The organism is Amycolatopsis sp. NPDC004747 (assembly GCF_053601335.1).
In genome coordinates this window covers 84475-104465 of record NZ_JBSGBQ010000032.1, presented here as the reverse complement: position 1 = coordinate 104465, position 19991 = coordinate 84475, and the positions used below count along the sequence as shown (strand labels likewise).

The window sequence follows — 19991 nt, the reverse complement described above, 5'->3', positions numbered from 1 at the left end:
CCCACCCACCCCCTCCCCCACCCAGCCCCGCTGCCCCGCTGCCCCGCTGCCCCGCTGCCCCGCTGCCCCGCTGCCCCGCTGCCCCGCAGCCCCGCTGCCCCGCAGCCCCGCAGCCCCGCAGCCCCGCAGCCCCGCAGCCCCGCAGCCCCGAGCTTGCCCCACAGCGTCCGCATCCCCGCAGCACAGACCACCCACTCACCGCCGGCTCAAGCCGAACCACGCCCCGCTGAGCGGGAAACCGTTGGCACGCTGGGTGAGCCGTCCCGTGGACTATTGACAGCGCCCGCTCCGAGGGTGTGTGATCTGTCCCATAGATAGGAAACTTTACTAACTATTGCCGCCGGTGGTCCGCCGACCATTCCGCCCCCGGTCACCCCCTGTCCCCCGACAACGCAGGAGGCTCCCAGTGGCACCCCGTCCACCGTGGCGCGCGGTACTGGCCGGTACCGCCGTCGCGGCGCTCGGGCTGACCGCCGTCAGCCCGGTAAACGCTTTCGCGGCCGATACCGACTACGAGTCCGAGAACGCCACCATCTCCCAGGGCGCGGTCGAATCGAACCACGCCGGCTACTCCGGCACCGGCTTCGTCAACTTCGACAACGTCGTCGGCAGCTACGTCGAGTACTCCGTGAACGCCGCCCAGGCGGGCACGCACACCCTGACCTTCCGCTACGCCAACGGAACCGCCGACAACCGCCCGGTCAAGCTGACCGTCGACGGCGGCGACAAGGGCACCGTCGACTTCCCCGCCACCGGCGCGTGGACGACCTGGAAGACCGTCACCGCGACCGTGCAGCTCACCGCCGGGGTCAACAAGGTCCGCACCACCGCGACCACCGCCAACGGCGGCCCGAACGCCGACAAGCTCACCGACACCTTCACCGCGCCGACCGACGGCGAACCGCCGTCGCCGCCGTCGAACCTCAAGGCGAGCAACATCCTCCCCACCGCGGCCACCTTCTCCTGGACCGCTGCGACGGACAACGTCGGCGTCGTCCGCTACGAGATCAACCGCGGCGGCAACATCCTCAAGACCGTCGACGGGAACACCACGAGCGCCACCGTCGACAACCTGACCCCGAACACGGCCTACGACATCTCCGTCGGCGCGTACGACGCCGCGGGCAACCCGTCGCAGCAGAGCAACGTGGTCACCTTCACCACGCCGCCGAGCGACGACACCACCCCGCCGAGCGTGCCGGGCAACCTGCGGTCCACCGGCGTCACCGCGAACAGCGTCTCCCTGGCGTGGAACGCTTCCACGGACAACGGCGGCACCATCGCCGGCTACGACGTCTACCAGGGTGCCACGAAGGTCGCGACCACGACTTCGCTGAGCACGACGGTCACCGACCTGTCCCCGAACACCTCCTACACCTTCACCGTGAAGGCCCGTGACCCGAACGGGAACAGCTCGGCGGCCAGCAACGCGGTCACCGCGAAGACCAGCGCCCCGGGCGGCGCCGGCGGCATCCCGGAGTACGACAAGGACATCGCGAAGGTCGACCTCGGCTGGTCGGTGGACTTCCTGCCCAACGGCAACGCGCTGGTGACCGAGCGGGACCGGTTCGAGATCCTGCTCGTGACGCCGTCGGGCCAGAAGACCACGCTGGGCAAGGTGCCGGGCGCGGTCGGCACCAACGGCGAAGGCGGCCTGCTCGGCCTGGCGATCTCGCCGAACTGGTCGAGCGACCACGCGATCTACCTGTACCACACGGCATCCGGGGACAACCGGATCGTGAAGATGACCTACGACGGCAGCACGCTGTCGTCGACGTCGACGCCGGTACTGACCGGGATCGCGAAGAACCGCTACCACAACGGCGGCCGGATCAAGTTCGGCCCGGACGGCAAGCTGTACGCCACCGTCGGCGACGCCAAGAACAGCGACAACGCGCAGAACAAGAGCTCGCTCAACGGGAAGATCCTGCGGCTCAACCCGGACGGCTCGGCGCCGAGCGACAACCCGTTCTACGCCACCGGCGGCAACGCCCGGTACGTCTGGAGCTACGGCCACCGCAACCCGCAGGGCCTGGCCTGGGACTCCCGCGGCCAGCTGTGGGCGGCGGAGTTCGGCGAGAGCAGCCAGGACGAGCTCAACCTGATCCAGAAGGGCGGCAACTTCGGCTGGCCCGCCTGCGAAGGCACCCAGGGCAGCTGCAGCGGCTACATCGCCCCGAAGAAGACCTGGTCGACGTCGCAGGCCGGGCCGAGCGGGGTGGAGATCGTCAACGACTGGATCTACGTCGCCGGGGTCACCGGTGAGCAGCTGTTCGCCACGCAGATCAACGCCGCCGGCACCGGTGTCGGCACGGTGTCGACGCTGTTCTCCGGCCGCTGGGGCCGGCTGCGCTCGGTCACCAAGACCCCGGACGGCGGGCTCTGGCTGACCTCGACGAACAACGACAAGAACGGCGGCACGCCGTCGGTGCTGGACAACGTGATCGTGCGGCTCAAGTTCCCGGGCGGCAGCACGCCCGGCGGCTTCAAGCTGACCAGCTCCGCCTTCGCCGACAACGCCACCATCCCGGACAAGTACACCTGCGCCGGGGACGGCACGGCGGGCCAGGACCCGTCGCCGCCGCTGGCGTGGGGTGCCTCCGACGGCGCGAAGGGCTACGCCGTCGTGTTCGCCGACGTCGCCAACAGCGGCAACAAGCTGCACTGGGCGATCTGGGACGTCCCGGCGGCCACCCGGTCGCTGCCGGAAGGCCTCGGGGCCGGGTACACCGTCCCGAACCAGGGCGGGGCGAAACAGAAGGCGATGGGCAGCGGGGCGAACGCGCAGAAGTTCTTCGGCCCCTGCCCGGGCGGCTCGAGCCACCCGTACACGTTCACCCTCTACGCCCTGAACACCGCGACCGTGCCCGGCCTGAGCTCGTCCTCGACGATGGCCCAGATCGAGACGGCGATCAAGGGCGCGTCGACGGCCAACGTGGTGCTGCGCGGCAAGTCCAGCGCGGCCGCCTAGAAGCCGCGGCAGGGGTGACCGGAGCGGCGCCGGTCACCCCTGCCGCCCTCACTGCGACTCCGCCACCCGGCGCAGGTGCGCGTCGACGTCGAAGCCGTGCTCCTCCAGCCGGCGGCGGGCCAGCAGCAGTTCGTCGGGCGTGAACAGCTCGGCGTACTCCTCGCGGAGCATGACCGCCTCGGAGCTGCGGCCGAGCTGGTTCTTCTCCCACAGCACGGTGAACCCGCCGGCGGTGCCGGCCCCGCGCAGCAGCAGGCGGGCCGCCTCGACGCCGCCGTGCTCGCGCACCATGCGTTCGAACTGGGCGGGCCGGTAGCCGTAATCCTTGGCGAGAACCCGGCATCCGTCGAGCAGATCCTCGGTGAATCGCGCAGCGAGCCGGGGATCGGCCGGGACGGATGCGGCTGGTTCGGGCATGGGGCAACCTCTCGACGCGACGGCTTCCCAGATTAATCGCGAACCGGGGCGGTTTCGCTACGCCATTCGAGCAACGAATTTGCGAAGTGCACTCTCCGTGTCGGAAAAACCGGCAAAACCGGCAAATCGAAACCGACAGCGACATTCGGGGCTTCGCCCAGGTCGGGGACTCCGCGGGCCCGAGCCCCCGCGAGGTGAAGTGGTCTCTGCCATGCTGACGGCCATGCGAACCGTGGTCCACGGCGACGTTCACGTCCACTATGGACAGATCTACGTCCACGACGAGGCCGGCGAGCCGTTCGAAGGCGATCTGCACGCGTGTTTCGCCGGGCAGCGCAACGGCCTGTGCGGTGCCGCCGTGCGCGGCACCCTCTTCCTCATCACCGGGCTGCACACCGGCGAAGTCGGCTTCACCGCCGAGGTGCACGCGGCCGAGCCACCGGACAGCGGTGGGGAGGACGTCGTCGAGGCTTCCTTCCGCGCCGAGGGCCGGACCAGGCTGGTCACGTGGGGCGGCTCGGACTGGTGGGATCTCGAGCTCGCCCCGGGCGACTACCGCGTCCGCTACAGCGGCACGGCGATGGACGCCGGCCGCGAGCGCGACACCCGGCTCGGCGGCGAGCCCCGGCAGGACAGCTACCTGCTGCAGTTCTGGCCCGCGCCGCCGGCTCCGGACGTCGTCGTCCGCGAAACGAGTGCGATCGCGGCCTACTGGCACGGTTTCGCGCGGGACCTGCCCCCGCCGCCGGCCGAAGAGGAGCTCGCCGCCCGGTGGGAAGCGCGCCGACGGGCCGAGGAGGAGGCGCGGGCGGAGGCGGAGCGCGAACGGCTGCTCCGCGAGTGGGGTGGCGCGCTGCCCGCCGCGCCGGTCCGCGACCTGCCGCCGGGTCCGCTGCGGGAGTTCGCCAAAGTCGACCGCGCGGTGGTGGGAGCGGCGGTCACCGCGGGGCCGGAGGTCTGCCACGCACTCGCCCGCCGGGTGGTCCGCTTCGCGTTCGAGCGGGCCGGGCTCGACAGCGTCGGCTGGATCGCCGCGGGCCTGCGTGCGCTCGACGCGGGGACACCGCTGCCCGCGCCGTTCGACGACTGGACGGCGGCGTGGGACCGGCTCCTGTCGGACCCGGAGGTCCCGCACACGCTGGTACGCACGCCGGACGGCCGGCACGACAACGCGTTGCAGCAGGCCATGGCGTTCCCGGCGATCTTCGCGGCGGTGCACGAGGATGCCGCCAAAGCCCTGGGCGAGGCGTTGTCGGCGGCGGAGTACACCTACGGCGACGACCGGGAGCGGTTCCTGGCCGAGGTGCGCGCGGCGCTGGCCGAGCTCATCGAAGGCCGGTAAGTCACCAGCCGAACAAGCCGCCCATGATCCGGGCGCAGCGGGCCGTCATCGCGTCGGCGCCTTCGTCCGGCCGGTCGATCCACCAGCTGATCAGCGAGTCGACCACCCCGGTCCACACCTGCGCGACCGCCTCGATGTCCGCCGGGTCGGCCAGGCCGCGCGAGGTCAGCAGCTGCGTCGCGCCCAGCACGGCGAACGCGTCGAGCCGGCGGCGGTAGTCCGCGGCTGCCGCGGCGATGTCGCCCGTCGAGGGCACCGTGGCGTCGCGCAGGAGGCGCCAGGCGTACCGGTCGTGGTCGAACGTCGTGAAGATCGCCGAGAGCACCTTCAGGGGCATCTGATCGGGTTCGCCGCCGGCCGCCATGGTCGTCGCCACGCCGTCGGTGAGGCGGCCGCCCGCGCGGTGCAGGCAAGCCAGATACAGGCCGTCCTTCGAGCCGAAGTACTGGTACAGCAACGGCTTCGTGACCCCGACCCGGCGGGCGATCTCGACCATCGACGCGCCCGCGTAACCCGCCCGGCCGAACTCCTCAGTGCCGGCCACGACGAGCTGGGCCTCGCGCTCTTCCCGGGGCATCCCCTTGGTCCCGACCGGCCTTGACTCCGTCACACCGGAGAGCCTACCGTGCGTAAAGTGACCCCAGGGTAAGTTACCGCGTGGTCAGATCCGAGGAGGCAATGTGGCCGAGCTCCTGGCGCACCTGCGCGACCCCGTGCTGTTCGCGATTCCGGTGTTCCTGCTGTTCGTGACGATCGAAATCGTCGCGCTGCACGTGCTCGGCCACGACGACAACGTGGTCGGCTACAGCGTGGCCGACACCCGCACGAGCATGCTGATGGGCACCGTCGCCGTCGGCGTCAACGCGCTGTTCCGGCTGGTGATGCTGGTCGTGTTCGCGGCGCTGTTCGAGCTGGCGCCGGTGCGGCTCGACCCGCGCGACTGGTGGACGTGGGTGCTCATGCTGCTCGGCCAGGAACTCGTGTTCTACGCCTACCACCGGGCCAGCCACCGCGTGCGGCTGCTCTGGGCCGGGCACCAGGTGCACCACTCGAGCGAGCACTACAACTTCTCGACGGCGCTGCGCCAGAAGTGGACCCCGTACTTCCAGCTGCCGTTCTGGTCGGTGCTCGCGCTGTGCGGCATCCCGCCGTGGATGATCCTGACCGGGCTGTCGATCGACCTGGTCTACCAGTTCTTCGTGCACACCGAGAAGGTCGGCAAGCTGCCGCGCTGGTTCGAGTACGTGTTCAACACCCCGTCCCACCACCGCGTCCACCACGGCAGCGACGAGGAGTACCTGGACGCCAACTACGGCGGGATCCTCATCGTCTGGGACCGCATGTTCGGCAGCTTCGTCCCGGAGGGCAGGCGGCCGACGTACGGGCTGACGAAGAACATCGAAACGTACAACCTGCTGAAAGTCGGCTTCCACGAGTACGGCTCGATCCTGCGAGACCTCCGCGGGGCGCGGACGTGGCGCGAGCGCGCGGGCTACGTGTTCGGGCCGCCTGGCTGGCAGCCTGCCCGGGCCCGCGCGCTCGCGCCCGCCGAGTACTGTGCCGATGGTTACTGATCCGACCACAGTCACGGCCGAATGACTTTCGCAGCAAAGGTTACGTGCCGCGCGAGGGTCGGCCTGCTTTTGGTCGGATCAGTAACTAGGCGGTGTCCTGCAGGGTCCGCTCGTTCTCCGGGCGCAGCGTCACCGGCAGGCTCGCCAGCGGCGGGCGCTGCCGGGACGTCAGGTCGGTCAGCACCAGTTCCCGCTCGACGCCGTCCGCCGACGCGCCGCGCTGGAACTGCGCCAGCATCGTGGCCGGCGGGATGGCCGTGACCAGCCGGTCGTAGCGCTCCAGGCGGTCGAACAGCGTCTGCATGATCTGCCCGGACATCCGGCCGAGCGCCTGCGTGCTCTGGTGCCGGTGCACGCGGTGGCCGAGGTCGACCTGGGCCAACCCGTCGAGGCCGCGCAGCTCCACCAGGTCGATGAGGTGCCCGATCTCGACACCGTAGTTCACGACGAACGGGATGCCTTCCAGCACCTCGCGCCGCCCCGCGTACTCGCCGGCCAGCGGCTGGACGAACCCGGACAGCTCCGGCCAGAACATGTTGAGCAGCGGCCGCGCGACCAGTTCGGTGACGCGGCCGCCGCCTTCGGGCTCGCTGCCCGCCGCGCCGTTGAGGGGGCGGTGGTAGAAGCCCTTGACGTAGGCCACGGACGGGTCGGTGAGCAGCGGGCCGAGCAGCCCGGTGACGTAGCTCGTGGTGAAGTCGTAGAGGTCGCCGTCGACGAAGACGACGAGGTCGCCGGTCGTCGCCGCGACGCCCTTCCACAGGGCCTCACCCTTGCCCTGCAGGCCGTCGAGGGCGGGGAAGACGGCGTCCTGCGCGACCACGCGCGCTCCGGCCGCGGCGGCCACCTCGGCGGTGGCGTCGGTCGAATGACTGTCCACGACGAGGATCTCGTCGACCAGCCGGTGGTGTTCCTGCAGCTCCTCGCGGATGGCGGTGACGATCGCGCCGACGGTGGCTTCCTCGTTCCGGGCCGGGATGACGACGGAAACGGTGGTGCCGCGTTTGGCCGCGACCAGGTCCTCGGCCGTCCAGTCGCCCGCTTTGCTGCTGCGCCGGGCGAGCCAGGTGCCGACCTCCGGTGACACCTGCAGCCGCGCGTTGTTCGTGCGCATGCCTTCCCCTTCCCTCGTTCGGCGTATCCCTCCCGACCGAGGTTCGAGGGCCCGCGTTTCGGCGGCCACTCCCCGGTGCTACCGGGGTGTTACGAGATACGCCCGGCGGCACCGATCCCGTTAACACGACGACCGGCGGCGAAATCGCGCTGCTCAGGAGCAAAACCACTGGGAGAATCGCTCCCCGGCTCCTCGGACAGCCCGGCCTCGCGCACCCCGCGACGGCGGGCCGGAGGCCGGCTACGCGTCCTCTTCTTCCAGCATCTCCGGCGTGACGGCCGACTCGGTGTCCGGGATGTTCAGGTCCTTGGCCCGCTTGTCCGCCATCGCCAGCAGCCGCCGGATCCGGCCCGCCACCGCGTCCTTCGTCATCTGCGGGTCCGACAGCTGGCCCAGCTCCTCCAGGGACGCCTGCCGGTTGGACAGCCGCAGCCGGCCCGCCGCCAGGAGGTGGTCCGGGGCCGTGTCGCCGAGGATCTCCAGCGCCCGCTCGACGCGGGCCGCCGCCGCCACCGCCGCGCGGGCCGAGCGGCGCAGGTTCGCGTCGTCGAAGTTGGCCAGCCGGTTCGCCGTCGCGCGGACCTCGCGGCGCATCCGCCGTTCTTCCCACTGCAGCACGCTCGCGTGCGCGCCCAGGCGGGTCAGCAGCGCGCCGATCGCGTCGCCGTCGCGGACCACCACGCGGTCGGCGCCGCGGACCTCGCGGGACTTCGCCTGGATGCCCATCCGGCGTGCCGCGCCCACCAGCGCCAGCGCCGCTTCCGGACCGGGGCACGTCACCTCGAGCGACGACGACCGGCCCGGTTCGGTCAGCGACCCGTGCGCGAGGAACGCGCCCCGCCACGCCGCTTCCGCGTCGGCCACTCCCCCGGACACCACGGCCGCGGGCAGCCCGCGCACCGGGCGGCCGCGCTGGTCGATCAGCCCGGTCTGGCGGGCCAGGCCCTCGCCGTCCTTCACCACGCGCACGACGTACCGGGTGCCCTTGCGCAGCCCGCCGCTGGCGGTGATCACGTGGACGTCCGAATGGTGGCCGTACAGCTCGTGGATCTCCTTGCGCAGCCGTCGCGCGACCGAGCCCGTGTCCAGCTCCGCCTCCACGACCACCCGGCCGGCCACGATGTGCAGCCCGCCGGCGAAGCGAAGCAGCGACGCGACCTCCGCCCGGCGCGGCCCGATCTTCGTGATCTCCAGCCGGCTCAGCTCGTCCTTCACCGCGGCGGTCATCGCCATTACTGCCCCTCCCTGCCTTTCGCTCCTCCCCCGTGCTCCCCGTCCCTGCCGAGACCGAGAGCCTCCCGCATCGTCCGCGCGAGCGCATCAGGATCATGCCGTCCCGGCACTCCGGGGTCGGCCACCACCCCAAGGAGCGCCCGTGCGCCCAGCCGCTCCGCCGCGCGGCGGAGATTCGCCGGGTCGGGCACGGAATCGCGGTCCGCGATCACCGCGTCGACCCGCAGATCGGGCGCGTGCTCGAAGAGTACGTCGAGGTGCCGCTCCGGCGAGAATCCCGCGGTTTCCCCCGGCTGGGGGACAAGGTTGAGCACGAGCACCTTCGTCGCGGCCGTCTGCACGAGCGCGTCGCGCAGGCCGGGCACGAGCAGGTGCGGCAGCACGCTGGTGAACCACGAACCCGGTCCGAGGAAGACGACGTCGGCGTTCAGCACCGCCTCCACCGCCTCGTCGCACGCCAGCGGCGGCCGCCCCGACCGGCCGGTCGAGCGCAGGCTCACGCGCTGCACCTGGCCCGGGGTGGTCGCCACCGCGACCTGACCGCGGATCGTGCGCAGCGCCGCCGGATCCTCGCTGTCGAGCCCGCTGACCTGGCCCTCGATCTCCAGCGGTTCCGGCGACATCGGCAGCACCCGGCCCGAGACGCCCATCAGCCGGCAGGCCTCGTCGAGCGCGGCGACCGGGTCGCCGAGCACCTCGAAGAGCCCGGCCAGCAACAGGTTCCCCACCGCGTGCCCGGCCAGTGCGCCGTCGCCGCCGAAGCGGTGCTGGAACACCTCGGCCCACAGCGTGCCGCCGTCTTCCGCGGCGAAGGCGGCGAACGCCTGCCGCAGGTCGCCCGGCGGCAGCAGGCCGAGTTCGCGCCGCAGCCTGCCGGACGATCCGCCGTCGTCGGCCACGGTCACGACCGCGGTGACGTCGGGGGTCACCCGCCGCACCGCGGACAACGTGGCGTGCAGTCCGTGGCCGCCCCCGAGGGCGACCGCGCGCACGTTATTCACGACCAAGGTCGCGGTGCACCACCTTCACGGCCATACCGTCCTCTTTGGACAGACGCTCGGCGAGCTCGACCGACAGCGCCACGCTGCGGTGCTTGCCGCCGGTGCAGCCGACCGCGAGCGTCAGGTACCGCTTGCCCTCGCGCTTGTAGCCGGCGCCGATCAGGCGCAGCAGCTGGTGGTAGCGGTCGAGGAACTCCTCGGCCCCCTCCTGCGAGAGGACGTAGTTGCGGACCTCACCGTCGAGGCCCGTGTGTTCGCGCAGCTCCGGGATCCAGAACGGGTTCGGCAGGAAGCGGACGTCCATCACCAGGTCGGCGTCCATCGGCAGGCCGTACTTGTAGCCGAAGGACAGCACGGTGACCCGGGTCTGGGTGCTCGACTCGGAGCCGAACGCGTCCTCGATCTTGGCGCGCAGGTCGTGCACCGACAGCGACGACGTGTCGAGCACCAGGTCGGCCTCTTCGCGCAGCGGCTCCAGCAGCGTCCGCTCCGCGGTGATGCCGTCGGCGAGCCGGCCGTCGCCCTGCATCGGGTGGCCGCGGCGGACGGCCTCGAAGCGCCGCACCAGGACGGCGTCGGTCGCCTCCAGGAACAACACGCGCGGCTTGTAGCCCCGCGCGTCCAGGTCCTTGATGACCGAGGCGAGGTCGTCGGTGAACGCGCGCGAGCGCACGTCCATCACCACCGCCACCTTCGTGATCGCGCCGCGCGCCTGCGCACCCAGCTCGACCATGGTGGCGATCAGCTCCGGGGGCAGGTTGTCGACGACGAACCAGCCCAGGTCCTCCAGGCACTTGGCCGCCGTGCTGCGGCCCGCCCCCGACAACCCGGACACGACCGCGACCTCCATGCCGGAGCCGCGGATCTCCTCTTGCGCACTCACTGTGTTTCCCTACTCCCCTGCTCTGTGCCGTTGCCCGCGCCGGACTCCCCGGCCAGCGCGGCGACCACGGCCTCCGCGGTGCGCCTGCCGAAGCCGGGCACCGCCTCGATCTCTTCGATCCTGGCCTGCTTGAGCTTCTTCACCGAGCCGAAGTGCTTGATCAGCGCGGTGCGGCGAGCCTGCCCCAGCCCGGGCACACTGTCCAATTCGGACGTCTGCAGCCGCTTGGACCGCTTCTCGCGGTGGTATGCGATGGCGAAGCGGTGGGCCTCGTCACGCAGCCGCTGCAGCAGGTACAGCCCCTCCGACGTGCGGGGCAGGATCACCGGATCGGGGTCGGCGGGCAGCCAGACCTCTTCCAGCCGCTTGGCCAGCCCGATCACGGCGATGTCGGTGATGCCGAGCTCGGCCAGCACGTCCGCGGCCGCCGTGGCCTGCGGGCCGGCACCGTCGACGACCAGCAGGTTCGGCGGGTAGGCGAACTTCTTCGGCCGCCCGGTCTCCGGGTCGAGACCGGGGGTGCTCGACTCTTCCGCGGTTTCCTTGAGGTAGCGGTGGAACCGGCGCCGGACGACCTCGGCGATCGAGGCGACGTCACCCTCCGTGGCCGCCTCCCGCAGCGCGAAGCGCCGGTACTCGGACTTGCGCGCCAGCCCGTCCTCGAAGACGACGAGCGACGCCACGACGTCGCTGCCCTGGATGTGGCTGATGTCGATGCATTCGATGCGCAGCGGCGCGGTGTCGAGGGCGAGGAACTCCTGCAGCTCGGTGAGCGCCGCCGAGCGCGCCGTGAGGTCGCCGGCGCGACGCAGCTTGTGCTGGGTGAACGCCTCGCCCGCGTTGCGCTGCACGGTCTCGGCCAGCGCCTTCTTGTCGCCGCGCTGCGGCACCCGCAGCTGGACCCGCGACCCGCGCAGCCCGGTGAGCCACTCCGCGACCGCGTCGGCGTCCGCGGGCAGCTCCGGCACCAGGACCTCGCGCGGCACGACCGGGCCGGAGTCGACGTCGTCGCGGGCGTCGAGCTCGGCTTCGTCGCCGTAGAACTGGGTGAGGAAGTGGTCGACCAGCGCCGGGACGTCCATCTCCTCGGCCTTGTCGATCACCCAGCCGCGCTGGCCGCGGACCCGGCCGCCGCGCACGTGGAAGACCTGGACCGCGGCTTCGAGCTCGTCGTGCGCGAACGCCACGACGTCGGCGTCCGTGCCGTCGCCGAGCACCACGGCCTGCTTCTCCATGGCGCGGCGCAGCGCGCCGAGGTCGTCGCGCAGCCGGGCGGCGCGCTCGAACTCGAGTTCTTCCGAGGCGGCCGCCATCTCGGCTTCGAGGCGCTTGATCATGACGTCGGTCTTGCCGGCGAGGAAGTCGCAGAAGTCCTCGACGATGTCGCGGTGCTCGTCGGCGGAGACGCGGCCCACGCACGGCGCCGAGCACTTGTCGATGTAGCCGAGCAGGCAGGGGCGGCCGATCTGGCCGTGCCGCCGGAACACCCCGGCCGAGCAGGTGCGGGCCGGGAAGACGCGCAGCAGCAGGTCGAGGGTCTCGCGGATGGCCCACGCGTGCGCGTACGGCCCGAAGTACCGTACGCCCTTCTTTCGCGCGCCGCGGTAGACGTGCAGGCGGGGGAACTGTTCGTTCAGCGTCACCGCGAGCACCGGGTAGCTCTTGTCGTCGCGGTAGCGGACGTTGAACCGGGGGTCGAACTCCTTGATCCAGTTGTACTCGAGCTGGAGCGCCTCGACCTCGGTGGTGACGACGGTCCACTCCACGCTCGCCGCGGTCGTCACCATCTGGCGCGTGCGCGGGTGCAGGCCGGAGAGGTCGGCGAAGTAGGAGTTCAGCCTGCTGCGGAGGCTTTTGGCCTTGCCGACGTAGATGACCCGCTTGGTCGCGTCGCGGAACTTGTACACGCCAGGGGCATCCGGGATGCTCCCCGGCGAGGGACGGTAGGTGGTCGGGTCAGCCACTCCCCCAGCCTATTTGGCACCACCGACAGTTCTCGCACACCCCCGCTCTGCCCCGCCGGAAGTAGGGTGAACGTCGGCGTTGCGACTTTGGTGGGTGTCCCCCTGGGTGACGCGGTGGTTACTTTCCGACCGCTCGATCCGGTCCCCCTGTCGAAAGGATCCCCACCGTGAGCTCTCTCCGTCTCCTCGGCGCCGCTTCCGCCGCGGCCGTCGCGCTGACCCTCGCCGGTGGCGCGGTCGCCTCCGCGGGCGTCCAGCCGAACATCGTCGGCGGCACCACCGCGCCGACGGTCTCCTGGGGCGCGCAGGTGTACGTGAACACCCCCGGCCGCGACTACCAGGGCTTCAACTGCTCCGGCACGGTGATCGCCGCGCGCTGGGTGCTGACCGCGGTGCACTGCCTCGACCAGGACGGCTCGGGCATGTACGTCCGGGTTGGCAGCAACACGCTGCTGTCGGGCACGAAGATCGCCGTCGACAACGAGTACGAGTCCCCGAACGGCGACATCGCGCTGCTGCACCTGGCCTCGGCGACCAGCGCCTCGCCGATCTCGCTGGGCAGCTCGGACCCGGCGACCGGCAGCACCAACCAGATCTACGGCTGGGGCCGCACCACCCCGACCGGCCCGCCGGCGACGTCGCTGAAGACGGCGAACGTCCAGGTGACCGGCCGGTCCACGGACGCCTACGGCGGCCGCGCGATCCAGAGCGTCGGCGTCAACGGCTCGGCGTGGAAGGGCGACTCGGGCGGCCCCGAGGTCGCGAACGGCGTGCAGGTCGGCGTCGCGTCGACGGTCCAGAACCAGAGCGGGTCGAACACGCGCGGCACGAACAACTACGCGAGCGTGGCGGCGAGCCGGTCCTGGATCCGGACGACCGCGGGCGTGTGAGTTCCCGGGGCGGCGCTCCGGCGCCGCCCCGGTTTTGTCGGTGGTCTGTGGGATGCTCGCGGGCATGCGGATCGCCACCTGGAACGTGAACTCCATCGTCCCCCGCCTGCCGCGGGTGCTCGGTTTCCTCGAGGAGACGGCGCCGGACGTGCTGTGCCTGCAGGAGCTGAAGACCACGACGGAGAAGTTCCCGCTGGCCGAGGTCGAGGCGCTCGGGTACGAGGTGGCGGCGTACGGGCTCGGGCGCTGGAACGGCGTCGGCATCGTGTCGCGGGTCGGCTTGGCGGACGTGGTGCGCGGGCTGCCGGGCGAGCCTTTGTTCGAAGGCGCGGCGGAGGCGCGGGCCGTCGGTGCCACCTGCGGCGGCGTGCGGATGTGGTCGGTGTACGTGCCCAACGGGCGCGAGCCGGACAACCCGCACTACGCGTACAAGCTGGAGTGGCTGGAGACGCTGCGGTCGCTGGTGGCGTCGGAGGTTTCCGGCGGCCCGTTCGCGGTGCTGGGCGACTTCAACGTGGCCCCGACCGACGCGGACGTCTGGGACATCGCGGTGTTCGCGGAGTCGACGCACGTGACGAAGCCGGAGCGCGAAGCACTGGCCCGGCTGCGGGACCTGGGCCTGTCGGACGTCTTCCCCCGGCCGCTGAAGTACGACCACCCGTTCACGTACTGGGACTACCGGGCCGGGAACTTCCCCAACAACAAGGGCATGCGGATCGACCTGGTGTACGGGAACGAGGCTTTCACCGCCGCGGTCACGGATTCCTATGTGGACCGCAACGCGCGGAAGGGGAAGGGGCCGTCCGACCACGCCCCGATCGTGGTCGACCTGGACCTGTAGCCCTCAGCCCCCGGTGGCGGCGCGGTGCAGCTTCCGCAGTGCGCGCACCGCTTCCACCGCGCGGTCCCGGTCCACGGCCTGCACCGCCATCACCGCGTGGTACTCGTCGTCCGGCAGCTCCAGCCGCGCCCACGAAGCCCCGTCGGGAAAGCTCACCGAAAGCACTTCGCTCCACGCGAAGCGGCGGGTGATCAGCACGTTCCGGACCTCGATGCCCTCGGCGTCGGCCCGCACCCGCGCGATGGCGAACAGCATCACGCCGCACGCCAGCAGGATGCCGATGCCCACCATCGCCGCCTGGTCGGAACGCTGGAAGCGGACCCCGGTGTCGCCGTTGCGCAGCAGGACCGCCACCACGACGAACACCGCCAGCAGCGCCACCGCCAGCACGCTGCACATGATCATCGCGCGCCGCGGGCGGATCACCAGCGAAGTCGCCACGCTCACTGGAAACCCCGCTCGGTCCACGGCTGGCGCAGGCTCCGCAGCACGTGCGCGGAGTCCAGGGCGGCCACCGTCGCTTCGTAGCCCTTGTCTTCCTTCGAGCCGGGGCGGCCCGAGCGATCGACCGCCTGCTCGTGCGTGTCGCAGGTCAGGACGCCGTTGCCGACCGGGGTGCTCTCGTCGAGCGCCACCCGGGTCAGGCCCGCCGTCACCGCGTCGCACACGTACTCGAAGTGCGGGGTGCCGCCGCGGATGACCACGCCGAGCGCGACCACCGCGTCGTGGTTGCGGGCCAGCGCCTGCGCCACCACGGGGAGCTCGACCGCGCCGGCGACGTGCACGACCGTCGGCTCCTCCTCCAGCTCCGCTTCCTTCGCCGCGACCAGCGCCCGCTCGAGCAGGACGTCGGTGATGTCGGCGTTCCAGCGGGTGGCGACGATGCCGAGCTTCAGCGACTTGCAGTCGGAGAGGTCCAGCTTGACCTCAGGTCGGCCTTCGCCGCTCACAGTGCTCCTCCATCCGCGTGCTCGGGGCCCGCGCCGACCTGGTCGTAGTGCTCCAGCTGGGCCAGGTCGTGGCCCATCCGGTCGCGCTTGGTCCGCAGGTAGCGCAGGTTTTCCGGGTTCGGCGAGATCGGCAGCGGTACGCGCCCGGTGACGCGCAGGCCGTAGCCTTCGAGGCCGATCCGCTTGGCCGGGTTGTTGGACAGCAGCCGCATGGTGCGGACGCCGAGGTCGCAGAGGATCTGCGCGCCGGTGCCGTAGTCGCGGGCGTCGGCCGGGACGCCGAGCGCGAGGTTCGCGTCGACGGTGTCCGCGCCGTCGTCCTGCAGCTGGTAGGCCTGCAGCTTGTGCAGCAGGCCGATGCCGCGGCCCTCGTGGCCGCGGATGTAGAGCACGACGCCGCGGCCCTCGGCGGCCACCGCTTCCAGGGCGGCCTCCAGCTGGGGGCCGCAGTCGCAGCGCAGCGAGCCGAAGACGTCGCCGGTGAGGCACTCGGAGTGGACGCGGACCAGGATGTCCTGGCCGTCGCCGATTTCGCCGTAGACGAACGCGACGTGTTCGATGCCGTCCAGGAGCGAGTCGTAGCCGACCGCGCGGAACGTGCCCGCCGTCAGCGGGATGCGGGCCTCGGCGACCCGCTCGACCTGCTTCTCGGTGCGGCGGCGGTAGGCGATCAGGTCGGCGATGGTGATGATCGCGAGGTCGTGGTCGGCGGCGAACACCTCGAGCTCGTCGCGGCGGGCCATGTCGCCTTCGTCTTTCTGGGACACGATCTCGCAGAGCACGCCCGCCGGGGCGAGCCCGGCCATCCGGGCCAGGTCGACCGACGCTTCGGTGTGCCCGGGGCGGCGCAGCACGCCGCCTTCCTTGGCCCGCAGCGGCACGACGTGGCCGGGGCGCCGGAAGTCCTTCGCCGTGGACGCCGGGTCGGCGAGCAGCCGGATGGTGTGCGCGCGGTCGGCGGCGGAGATACCGGTGCTGATGCCCTCCGCGGCGTCGACCGTGACGCTGTACGCGGTGCCGCGCGCGTCCTGGTTCGTGTGGTACATCGGGGGCAGGTCCAGCCGGTCCGCTTCGGACTCGGTCAGCGCCACGCAGACGTACCCCGAGGTGTAGCGGACCATGAAGGCCAGCAGTTCCGGCGTCGCCTTCTCGGCGGCGAAGATGAGGTCACCCTCGTTTTCCCGGTCTTCGTCGTCGACCACGACGACCGGGCGGCCCGCCGCGATGTCCTCGATCGCCCGCTCGATGGCATCGGCGTCGAACGCCGCGCCGCTGCCGCACGGGGTCCAGCCCGCTTCGGGTGTGGGCGCACTCGTCTCACTCATGACCGCTCCTCCGTGCCGCTGTCCCGATTGTGCACCTGGTCGCGGATATGGGCCTCGGCCAGCTTTTCCACGTACTTCGCTACCACGTCGACCTCGAGGTTCACCAGGTCACCCGCTTCACGGTGGCCGAGCGTGGTCACTTCGAGGGTGGTCGGGATCAGCGCGACCGCGAACCGGTCGGCGCTGATCGACGCGACCGTCAGCGAGACGCCGTCGACCGCGATCGAGCCCTTCTCGACCACGTACCGGGACAGGTGGGCCGGCAGCGCGAACGTCGTGACGCCGTTCTCGTCGCGGCCGAGGAACACGCCGGTCCCGTCGACGTGGCCCTGCATGATGTGCCCGCCGAGCCGGCCCCCGGCCGGGGTGGCGCGCTCGAGGTTGACCCGGTCACCGACCGCGACCTTGGCCAGGCTGGAGCGCTGCAGCGTCTCGTGGACGACGTCGACGGTGAACTCGCCGCCCGCCACCTCGACGACGGTCAGGCAGACCCCGCTGACCGCGATCGAGTCGCCGTGCCCGGCGTCGCTGGTGACCAGCGGGCCGCGGACGCGCAGCCGGGCCGCGTTCGTCAGCTGCTCGACCGCGGTGACTTCGCCGATTTCCTCGACGATTCCGGTGAACACGTGCGCTGCCTCCTCGTGAACCGGTCCGTGGGCCGGTCCGTAAGCCTGTCCTCCCATCCAACACCCGCCGCGGCCCGGTGGCTTCTCCGGTGCCGCTGCGAGGTCAGCCGGCCCGGCCGCGGGCCGCCTGTTCGCGCAGCGCGGCGACCGCCTTGCCCGGGTCGGCGGCGCCGTAGACGGCGGATCCGGCGACGAAGCAGTCGACGCCGGCCTCGGCGGCCTGCTCGATGGTGTCGGTGTTGATGCCGCCGTCGATCTCGACGATCAGCTTCAGGTGCCCGGTGTCGACCAGCCGCCGCGCGGTGCGGACCTTCTCCAGGACGTCGGCGATGAACGACTGCCCGCCGAAGCCCGGCTCGACCGACATGACCAGCAGCGTGTCGTAGTGCTTGAGCGCGTCGAGCCACGGTTCGAGCGCGGTGCCCGGCTTGAGCGACAGGCCCGCCTTCGCGCCCGCGGCGCGCAGGTTCTTCGCCAGCGCGACCGGGTCCTTCGCGGCTTCGGCGTGCACGGTGACGTTGTAGGCGCCGGCCTCGGCGTACCCGACCGCCCAGCGGTCCGGGTCGTCGATCATCAGGTGGCAGTCGATCGGCAGGTCGGTGCTGTCGATCAGGGCCTTGGCCACGGGCAGGCCGAGGGTCAGGTTGGGCACGAAGTGCGCGTCCATGACGTCGACGTGGACCCAGTCGGCCCGGGTCTCCCCCGCGCCGGCCACGGCGGCGATCTCCTCGCCGAGCCGGGCGAAGTCCGCCGCGAGGATGCTGGGTGCGATCAAAGGTCGGTCTGCCACGTCCCGAGTGTAGGAGGACGGCGCTAACGCTCGCTAACCGGTTGTGACCAGGATCTGGCTCCGGAGAGGGAGGTGACGGGCCACCGGGGAACCCTAACCTCGACGGCATGTCCGGTTTCCTGGTGTCCCTGGCGCGGATCGGCAGCTACCGCAGCCTTCCGTACGCCGTCGCGTCCGCCGTCCTCACGGTCCCGATTTCCCCGTTCGCCTTCGCCGTCGCCGTGTCCGTCGAGGCCGATTCCCGCGTGCGGGCGCTGCTCGCCCTGCTCGCCATGGCGGTGTTCATGGGACTGCTGGGCCTGCTGGGGCCGGTCCGGCGGCTCGGCATCGGCCTCTCGAACACCCTGCTCGGCACGGCCATCCCGGCGCCGGACGGCCGCCCCGACGCCGGTTCGCGGCTGCGTTCGGGTCTCTGGCTCGCCCTGCACACGGCGCTGAGCGGGATCCTGCTCACCGTGCTCGCCTTCCTCAGCCTGGGCCTGCTCGTGCCCGCGGTCTGGCTGACCGGCGGCCAGGACACCATCAGCCTGTTCTGGGACGACGTCCCGCTCGGCGGGTGGACCGTCCCCTTCGGCGTCGTGCTGCTCTTCGCGGCGCTGGTGCTGACCGCGGGCACCACCCGCGGCTTCCGGACCGGCGCGGAAACGCTGCTCGGCCCGTCGGACACCGAACGCGCGGCGCAGGCCGAACGCCGCTCGGCCGTGCTCGCCCAGCGCAACCGGCTGGCCCGCGAGCTGCACGACTCGATCGGGCACACGCTGACGACGTCGACGATCCAGGCGGCCGCCGCGGCCGATCTGGTCGAGGCGGACCCCGCCCAGGTCCGGCGCGCGCTCGGCACGATCGAAGAAGCGTCTCGAAGCGCCCTCGAGGACCTCGACCACGTCCTGGGCCTGCTCCGCGACGAGCCGGCCGCGAAGGCGCCGACGCGCACCCTGACCGAAGTCGACGTCCTCGCCGTGCGCGCCCGCGAAGCCGGGCTCGACGTCCGGCTGGCCGTCACCGGCCCGGTCGCCGCGCTGCCCGCGACGGTGTCGCGGGAGGGTTACCGGATCGTCCAGGAGGGCCTGACCAACGCGTTGCGCCACGCCGGCCCGGGCGCGGTCGAGGTCCGGGTCGAGGCCGGACCGGACCGGCTCGGCATCGCGGTGGTCAACGCGCTGCCCGGCGACGGGCCGCGGACCGGGCGGCGCGGGCTGGCCGGGCTCGCCGAGCGCGTCGAGGCCCTGCGCGGCGAGCTCGACGCCGGCCCGGACGGGCAGCAGTGGCGGCTGCGCGCGACCATCCCGCTGCGGGCGGGCGCGTGACGCCGTCGGTGCTGCTCGCCGACGACGAGCCGCTGGTCCGCACCGGGCTGCGGGCGCTGCTGGAGCAGCAGGGCCTGCCGGTGGTCGGCGAGGCGGCCGACGGCGGCGAGGTCCTCGACGCGGTGCGGCGGACGCGGCCGGACGTGGTGCTGATGGACGTGCGGATGCCCGGCGTGGACGGCATCGAGGCCACCCGCCGGGTGCTCGGGGCGCTGGCGGAACCGCCGAAGATCCTGGTCGTCACCACGTTCGACAACGACGACTACGTGCACGAGGCGCTGCTGGCCGGGGCCAGCGGCTTCCTGCTCAAGCGGGCGCGCAAGGAGGAGATCGCGCACGCCGTGCGGACGGTCGCGGCCGGCGAGTCGCTGCTGTTCCCGGAGGCGATCCGGCGGCTGGTGAGCGGCCGGGTCGCGGGCGGGAAGCACGCGCGGGCGGCGAAAACCCTGACCCGCCGCGAGGCCGAGGTGCTGCGGCTCATCGCCACCGGACTGTCCAACCAGGACATCGCGGCGGCGCTGGTGATCAGCCTGGAGACGGTGAAGACCCACGTGGGCAACGTCTTCACCAAGCTCGGCGCCGGAAACCGCAGCCAGGCCGTGGTCATCGCGTACGAGGCCGGGGTCGTCAAGCCGGGGCACCTCGCCGGTCAATAACCGACGTGCTCTCGGTCACCCCGGGGAAGCCATGAGTTCGGCCAGCGGCCACCCGGCGGTCACCTTCAGTCCCTCCGCGGCACACATGCGGGAGGACTAATAGCCCG

Annotated in this window: 19 protein-coding genes; 7 read left to right on the top strand and 12 right to left on the bottom strand. The window is 71.8% G+C overall.

From position 1 onward, the window contains the following. Positions 1-406: 406 nt before the first annotated feature. Positions 407-2971 (top strand): PQQ-dependent sugar dehydrogenase, encoded by a 2565-nt coding sequence (locus ACWEGE_RS37360; protein WP_449665194.1) that lies wholly within the window; start codon positions 407-409, stop codon positions 2969-2971. A 48-nt stretch (positions 2972-3019) separates the two neighbouring features. On the opposite strand, the gene ACWEGE_RS37355 is transcribed toward ACWEGE_RS37360, so the two are convergent. After that, the gene (locus tag ACWEGE_RS37355) at positions 3020-3388 is read right to left on the bottom strand and encodes a hypothetical protein (RefSeq protein WP_043788295.1); all 369 of its coding nucleotides are present in this window, start codon (positions 3386-3388) and stop codon (positions 3020-3022) included. Positions 3389-3611: 223 nt separating this feature from the next. Here ACWEGE_RS37355 and ACWEGE_RS37350 point away from each other — a divergent pair, with 223 nt between their 5' ends. Further along, entirely contained in the window at positions 3612-4730 is a 1119-nt protein-coding gene (locus tag ACWEGE_RS37350; RefSeq protein ID WP_449665193.1) for a hypothetical protein, read from the top strand. A 1-nt stretch (position 4731) separates the two neighbouring features. Here the strand turns inward: ACWEGE_RS37350 and ACWEGE_RS37345 are convergent, their stop codons facing one another. After that, complete coding sequence (locus ACWEGE_RS37345) at positions 4732-5340, bottom strand: TetR/AcrR family transcriptional regulator (RefSeq protein ID WP_449665192.1); 609 nt, start codon at positions 5338-5340, stop codon at positions 4732-4734. Between the two features lie 70 nt (positions 5341-5410). On the opposite strand from ACWEGE_RS37345, the gene ACWEGE_RS37340 reads away from it, so the two are divergent. Next, complete coding sequence (locus ACWEGE_RS37340) at positions 5411-6304, top strand: sterol desaturase family protein (protein ID WP_449665191.1); 894 nt, start codon at positions 5411-5413, stop codon at positions 6302-6304. A gap of 85 nt (positions 6305-6389) precedes the next feature. Here ACWEGE_RS37340 and ACWEGE_RS37335 read toward each other — a convergent pair whose 3' ends face one another. The 5 genes from ACWEGE_RS37335 to uvrC all read right to left on the bottom strand — a co-directional run bounded on the left by ACWEGE_RS37335 (position 6390) and on the right by uvrC (position 12499). Next, a complete protein-coding gene (locus tag ACWEGE_RS37335) occupies positions 6390-7418 on the bottom strand; it encodes a glucosyl-3-phosphoglycerate synthase (RefSeq protein ID WP_449665190.1) in 1029 nt (342 codons plus the stop codon). A 240-nt stretch (positions 7419-7658) separates the two neighbouring features. Next, the gene (gene whiA / locus ACWEGE_RS37330; protein ID WP_043788299.1) at positions 7659-8651 is read right to left on the bottom strand and encodes a DNA-binding protein WhiA; all 993 of its coding nucleotides are present in this window, start codon (positions 8649-8651) and stop codon (positions 7659-7661) included. After that, the gene (locus tag ACWEGE_RS37325; RefSeq protein ID WP_449665200.1) at positions 8651-9643 is read right to left on the bottom strand and encodes a gluconeogenesis factor YvcK family protein; all 993 of its coding nucleotides are present in this window, start codon (positions 9641-9643) and stop codon (positions 8651-8653) included. The genes whiA and ACWEGE_RS37325 overlap by 1 nt, the downstream gene beginning before the upstream one ends. A 1-nt stretch (position 9644) precedes the next feature. Continuing rightward, the gene (rapZ, locus tag ACWEGE_RS37320; protein WP_449665199.1) at positions 9645-10502 is read right to left on the bottom strand and encodes an RNase adapter RapZ; all 858 of its coding nucleotides are present in this window, start codon (positions 10500-10502) and stop codon (positions 9645-9647) included. Positions 10503-10531: 29 nt separating this feature from the next. Next, positions 10532-12499, bottom strand: coding sequence for an excinuclease ABC subunit UvrC (gene uvrC / locus ACWEGE_RS37315; RefSeq protein ID WP_449665189.1), 1968 nt, complete (start codon positions 12497-12499; stop codon positions 10532-10534). A 167-nt stretch (positions 12500-12666) separates the two neighbouring features. Between uvrC and ACWEGE_RS37310 the strand changes: the two genes are divergently transcribed. Then, positions 12667-13389 carry a S1 family peptidase gene (locus ACWEGE_RS37310; protein ID WP_449665188.1) on the top strand — a complete coding sequence of 241 codons (723 nt, stop codon included), beginning with the start codon at positions 12667-12669 and terminating at the stop codon, positions 13387-13389. 64 nt (positions 13390-13453) lie between these two features. Beyond that, on the top strand, positions 13454-14230 hold the full coding sequence (locus ACWEGE_RS37305; protein ID WP_449665187.1) for an exodeoxyribonuclease III: 777 nt from the start codon (positions 13454-13456) through the stop codon (positions 14228-14230). Between the two features lie 3 nt (positions 14231-14233). Here ACWEGE_RS37305 and ACWEGE_RS37300 read toward each other — a convergent pair whose 3' ends face one another. From ACWEGE_RS37300 to rpe, 5 genes are all read right to left on the bottom strand, one after another. Further along, positions 14234-14677, bottom strand: a complete 444-nt coding sequence (locus tag ACWEGE_RS37300; RefSeq protein ID WP_191314254.1) for a PH domain-containing protein — start codon at positions 14675-14677, stop codon at positions 14234-14236. Then, positions 14674-15180 carry a 6,7-dimethyl-8-ribityllumazine synthase gene (ribH, locus tag ACWEGE_RS37295; RefSeq protein ID WP_091308458.1) on the bottom strand — a complete coding sequence of 169 codons (507 nt, stop codon included), beginning with the start codon at positions 15178-15180 and terminating at the stop codon, positions 14674-14676. Before ribH ends, ACWEGE_RS37300 begins: the two co-directional genes overlap by 4 nt. Continuing rightward, positions 15177-16505 carry a bifunctional 3,4-dihydroxy-2-butanone-4-phosphate synthase/GTP cyclohydrolase II gene (locus tag ACWEGE_RS37290; RefSeq protein WP_449665186.1) on the bottom strand — a complete coding sequence of 443 codons (1329 nt, stop codon included), beginning with the start codon at positions 16503-16505 and terminating at the stop codon, positions 15177-15179. Before ACWEGE_RS37290 ends, ribH begins: the two co-directional genes overlap by 4 nt. After that, positions 16502-17131, bottom strand: coding sequence for a riboflavin synthase (locus ACWEGE_RS37285; protein WP_449665185.1), 630 nt, complete (start codon positions 17129-17131; stop codon positions 16502-16504). Before ACWEGE_RS37285 ends, ACWEGE_RS37290 begins: the two co-directional genes overlap by 4 nt. Positions 17132-17234: 103 nt before the next feature. Continuing rightward, positions 17235-17906, bottom strand: a complete 672-nt coding sequence (gene rpe / locus ACWEGE_RS37280; RefSeq protein ID WP_449665198.1) for a ribulose-phosphate 3-epimerase — start codon at positions 17904-17906, stop codon at positions 17235-17237. A gap of 122 nt (positions 17907-18028) precedes the next feature. Between rpe and ACWEGE_RS37275 the strand changes: the two genes are divergently transcribed. Next, positions 18029-19228, top strand: a complete 1200-nt coding sequence (locus ACWEGE_RS37275; RefSeq protein ID WP_449665184.1) for a sensor histidine kinase — start codon at positions 18029-18031, stop codon at positions 19226-19228. Beyond that, positions 19225-19884 (top strand): response regulator, encoded by a 660-nt coding sequence (locus ACWEGE_RS37270; RefSeq protein WP_449665183.1) that lies wholly within the window; start codon positions 19225-19227, stop codon positions 19882-19884. Before ACWEGE_RS37275 ends, ACWEGE_RS37270 begins: the two co-directional genes overlap by 4 nt. Positions 19885-19991: the final 107 nt, after the last annotated feature.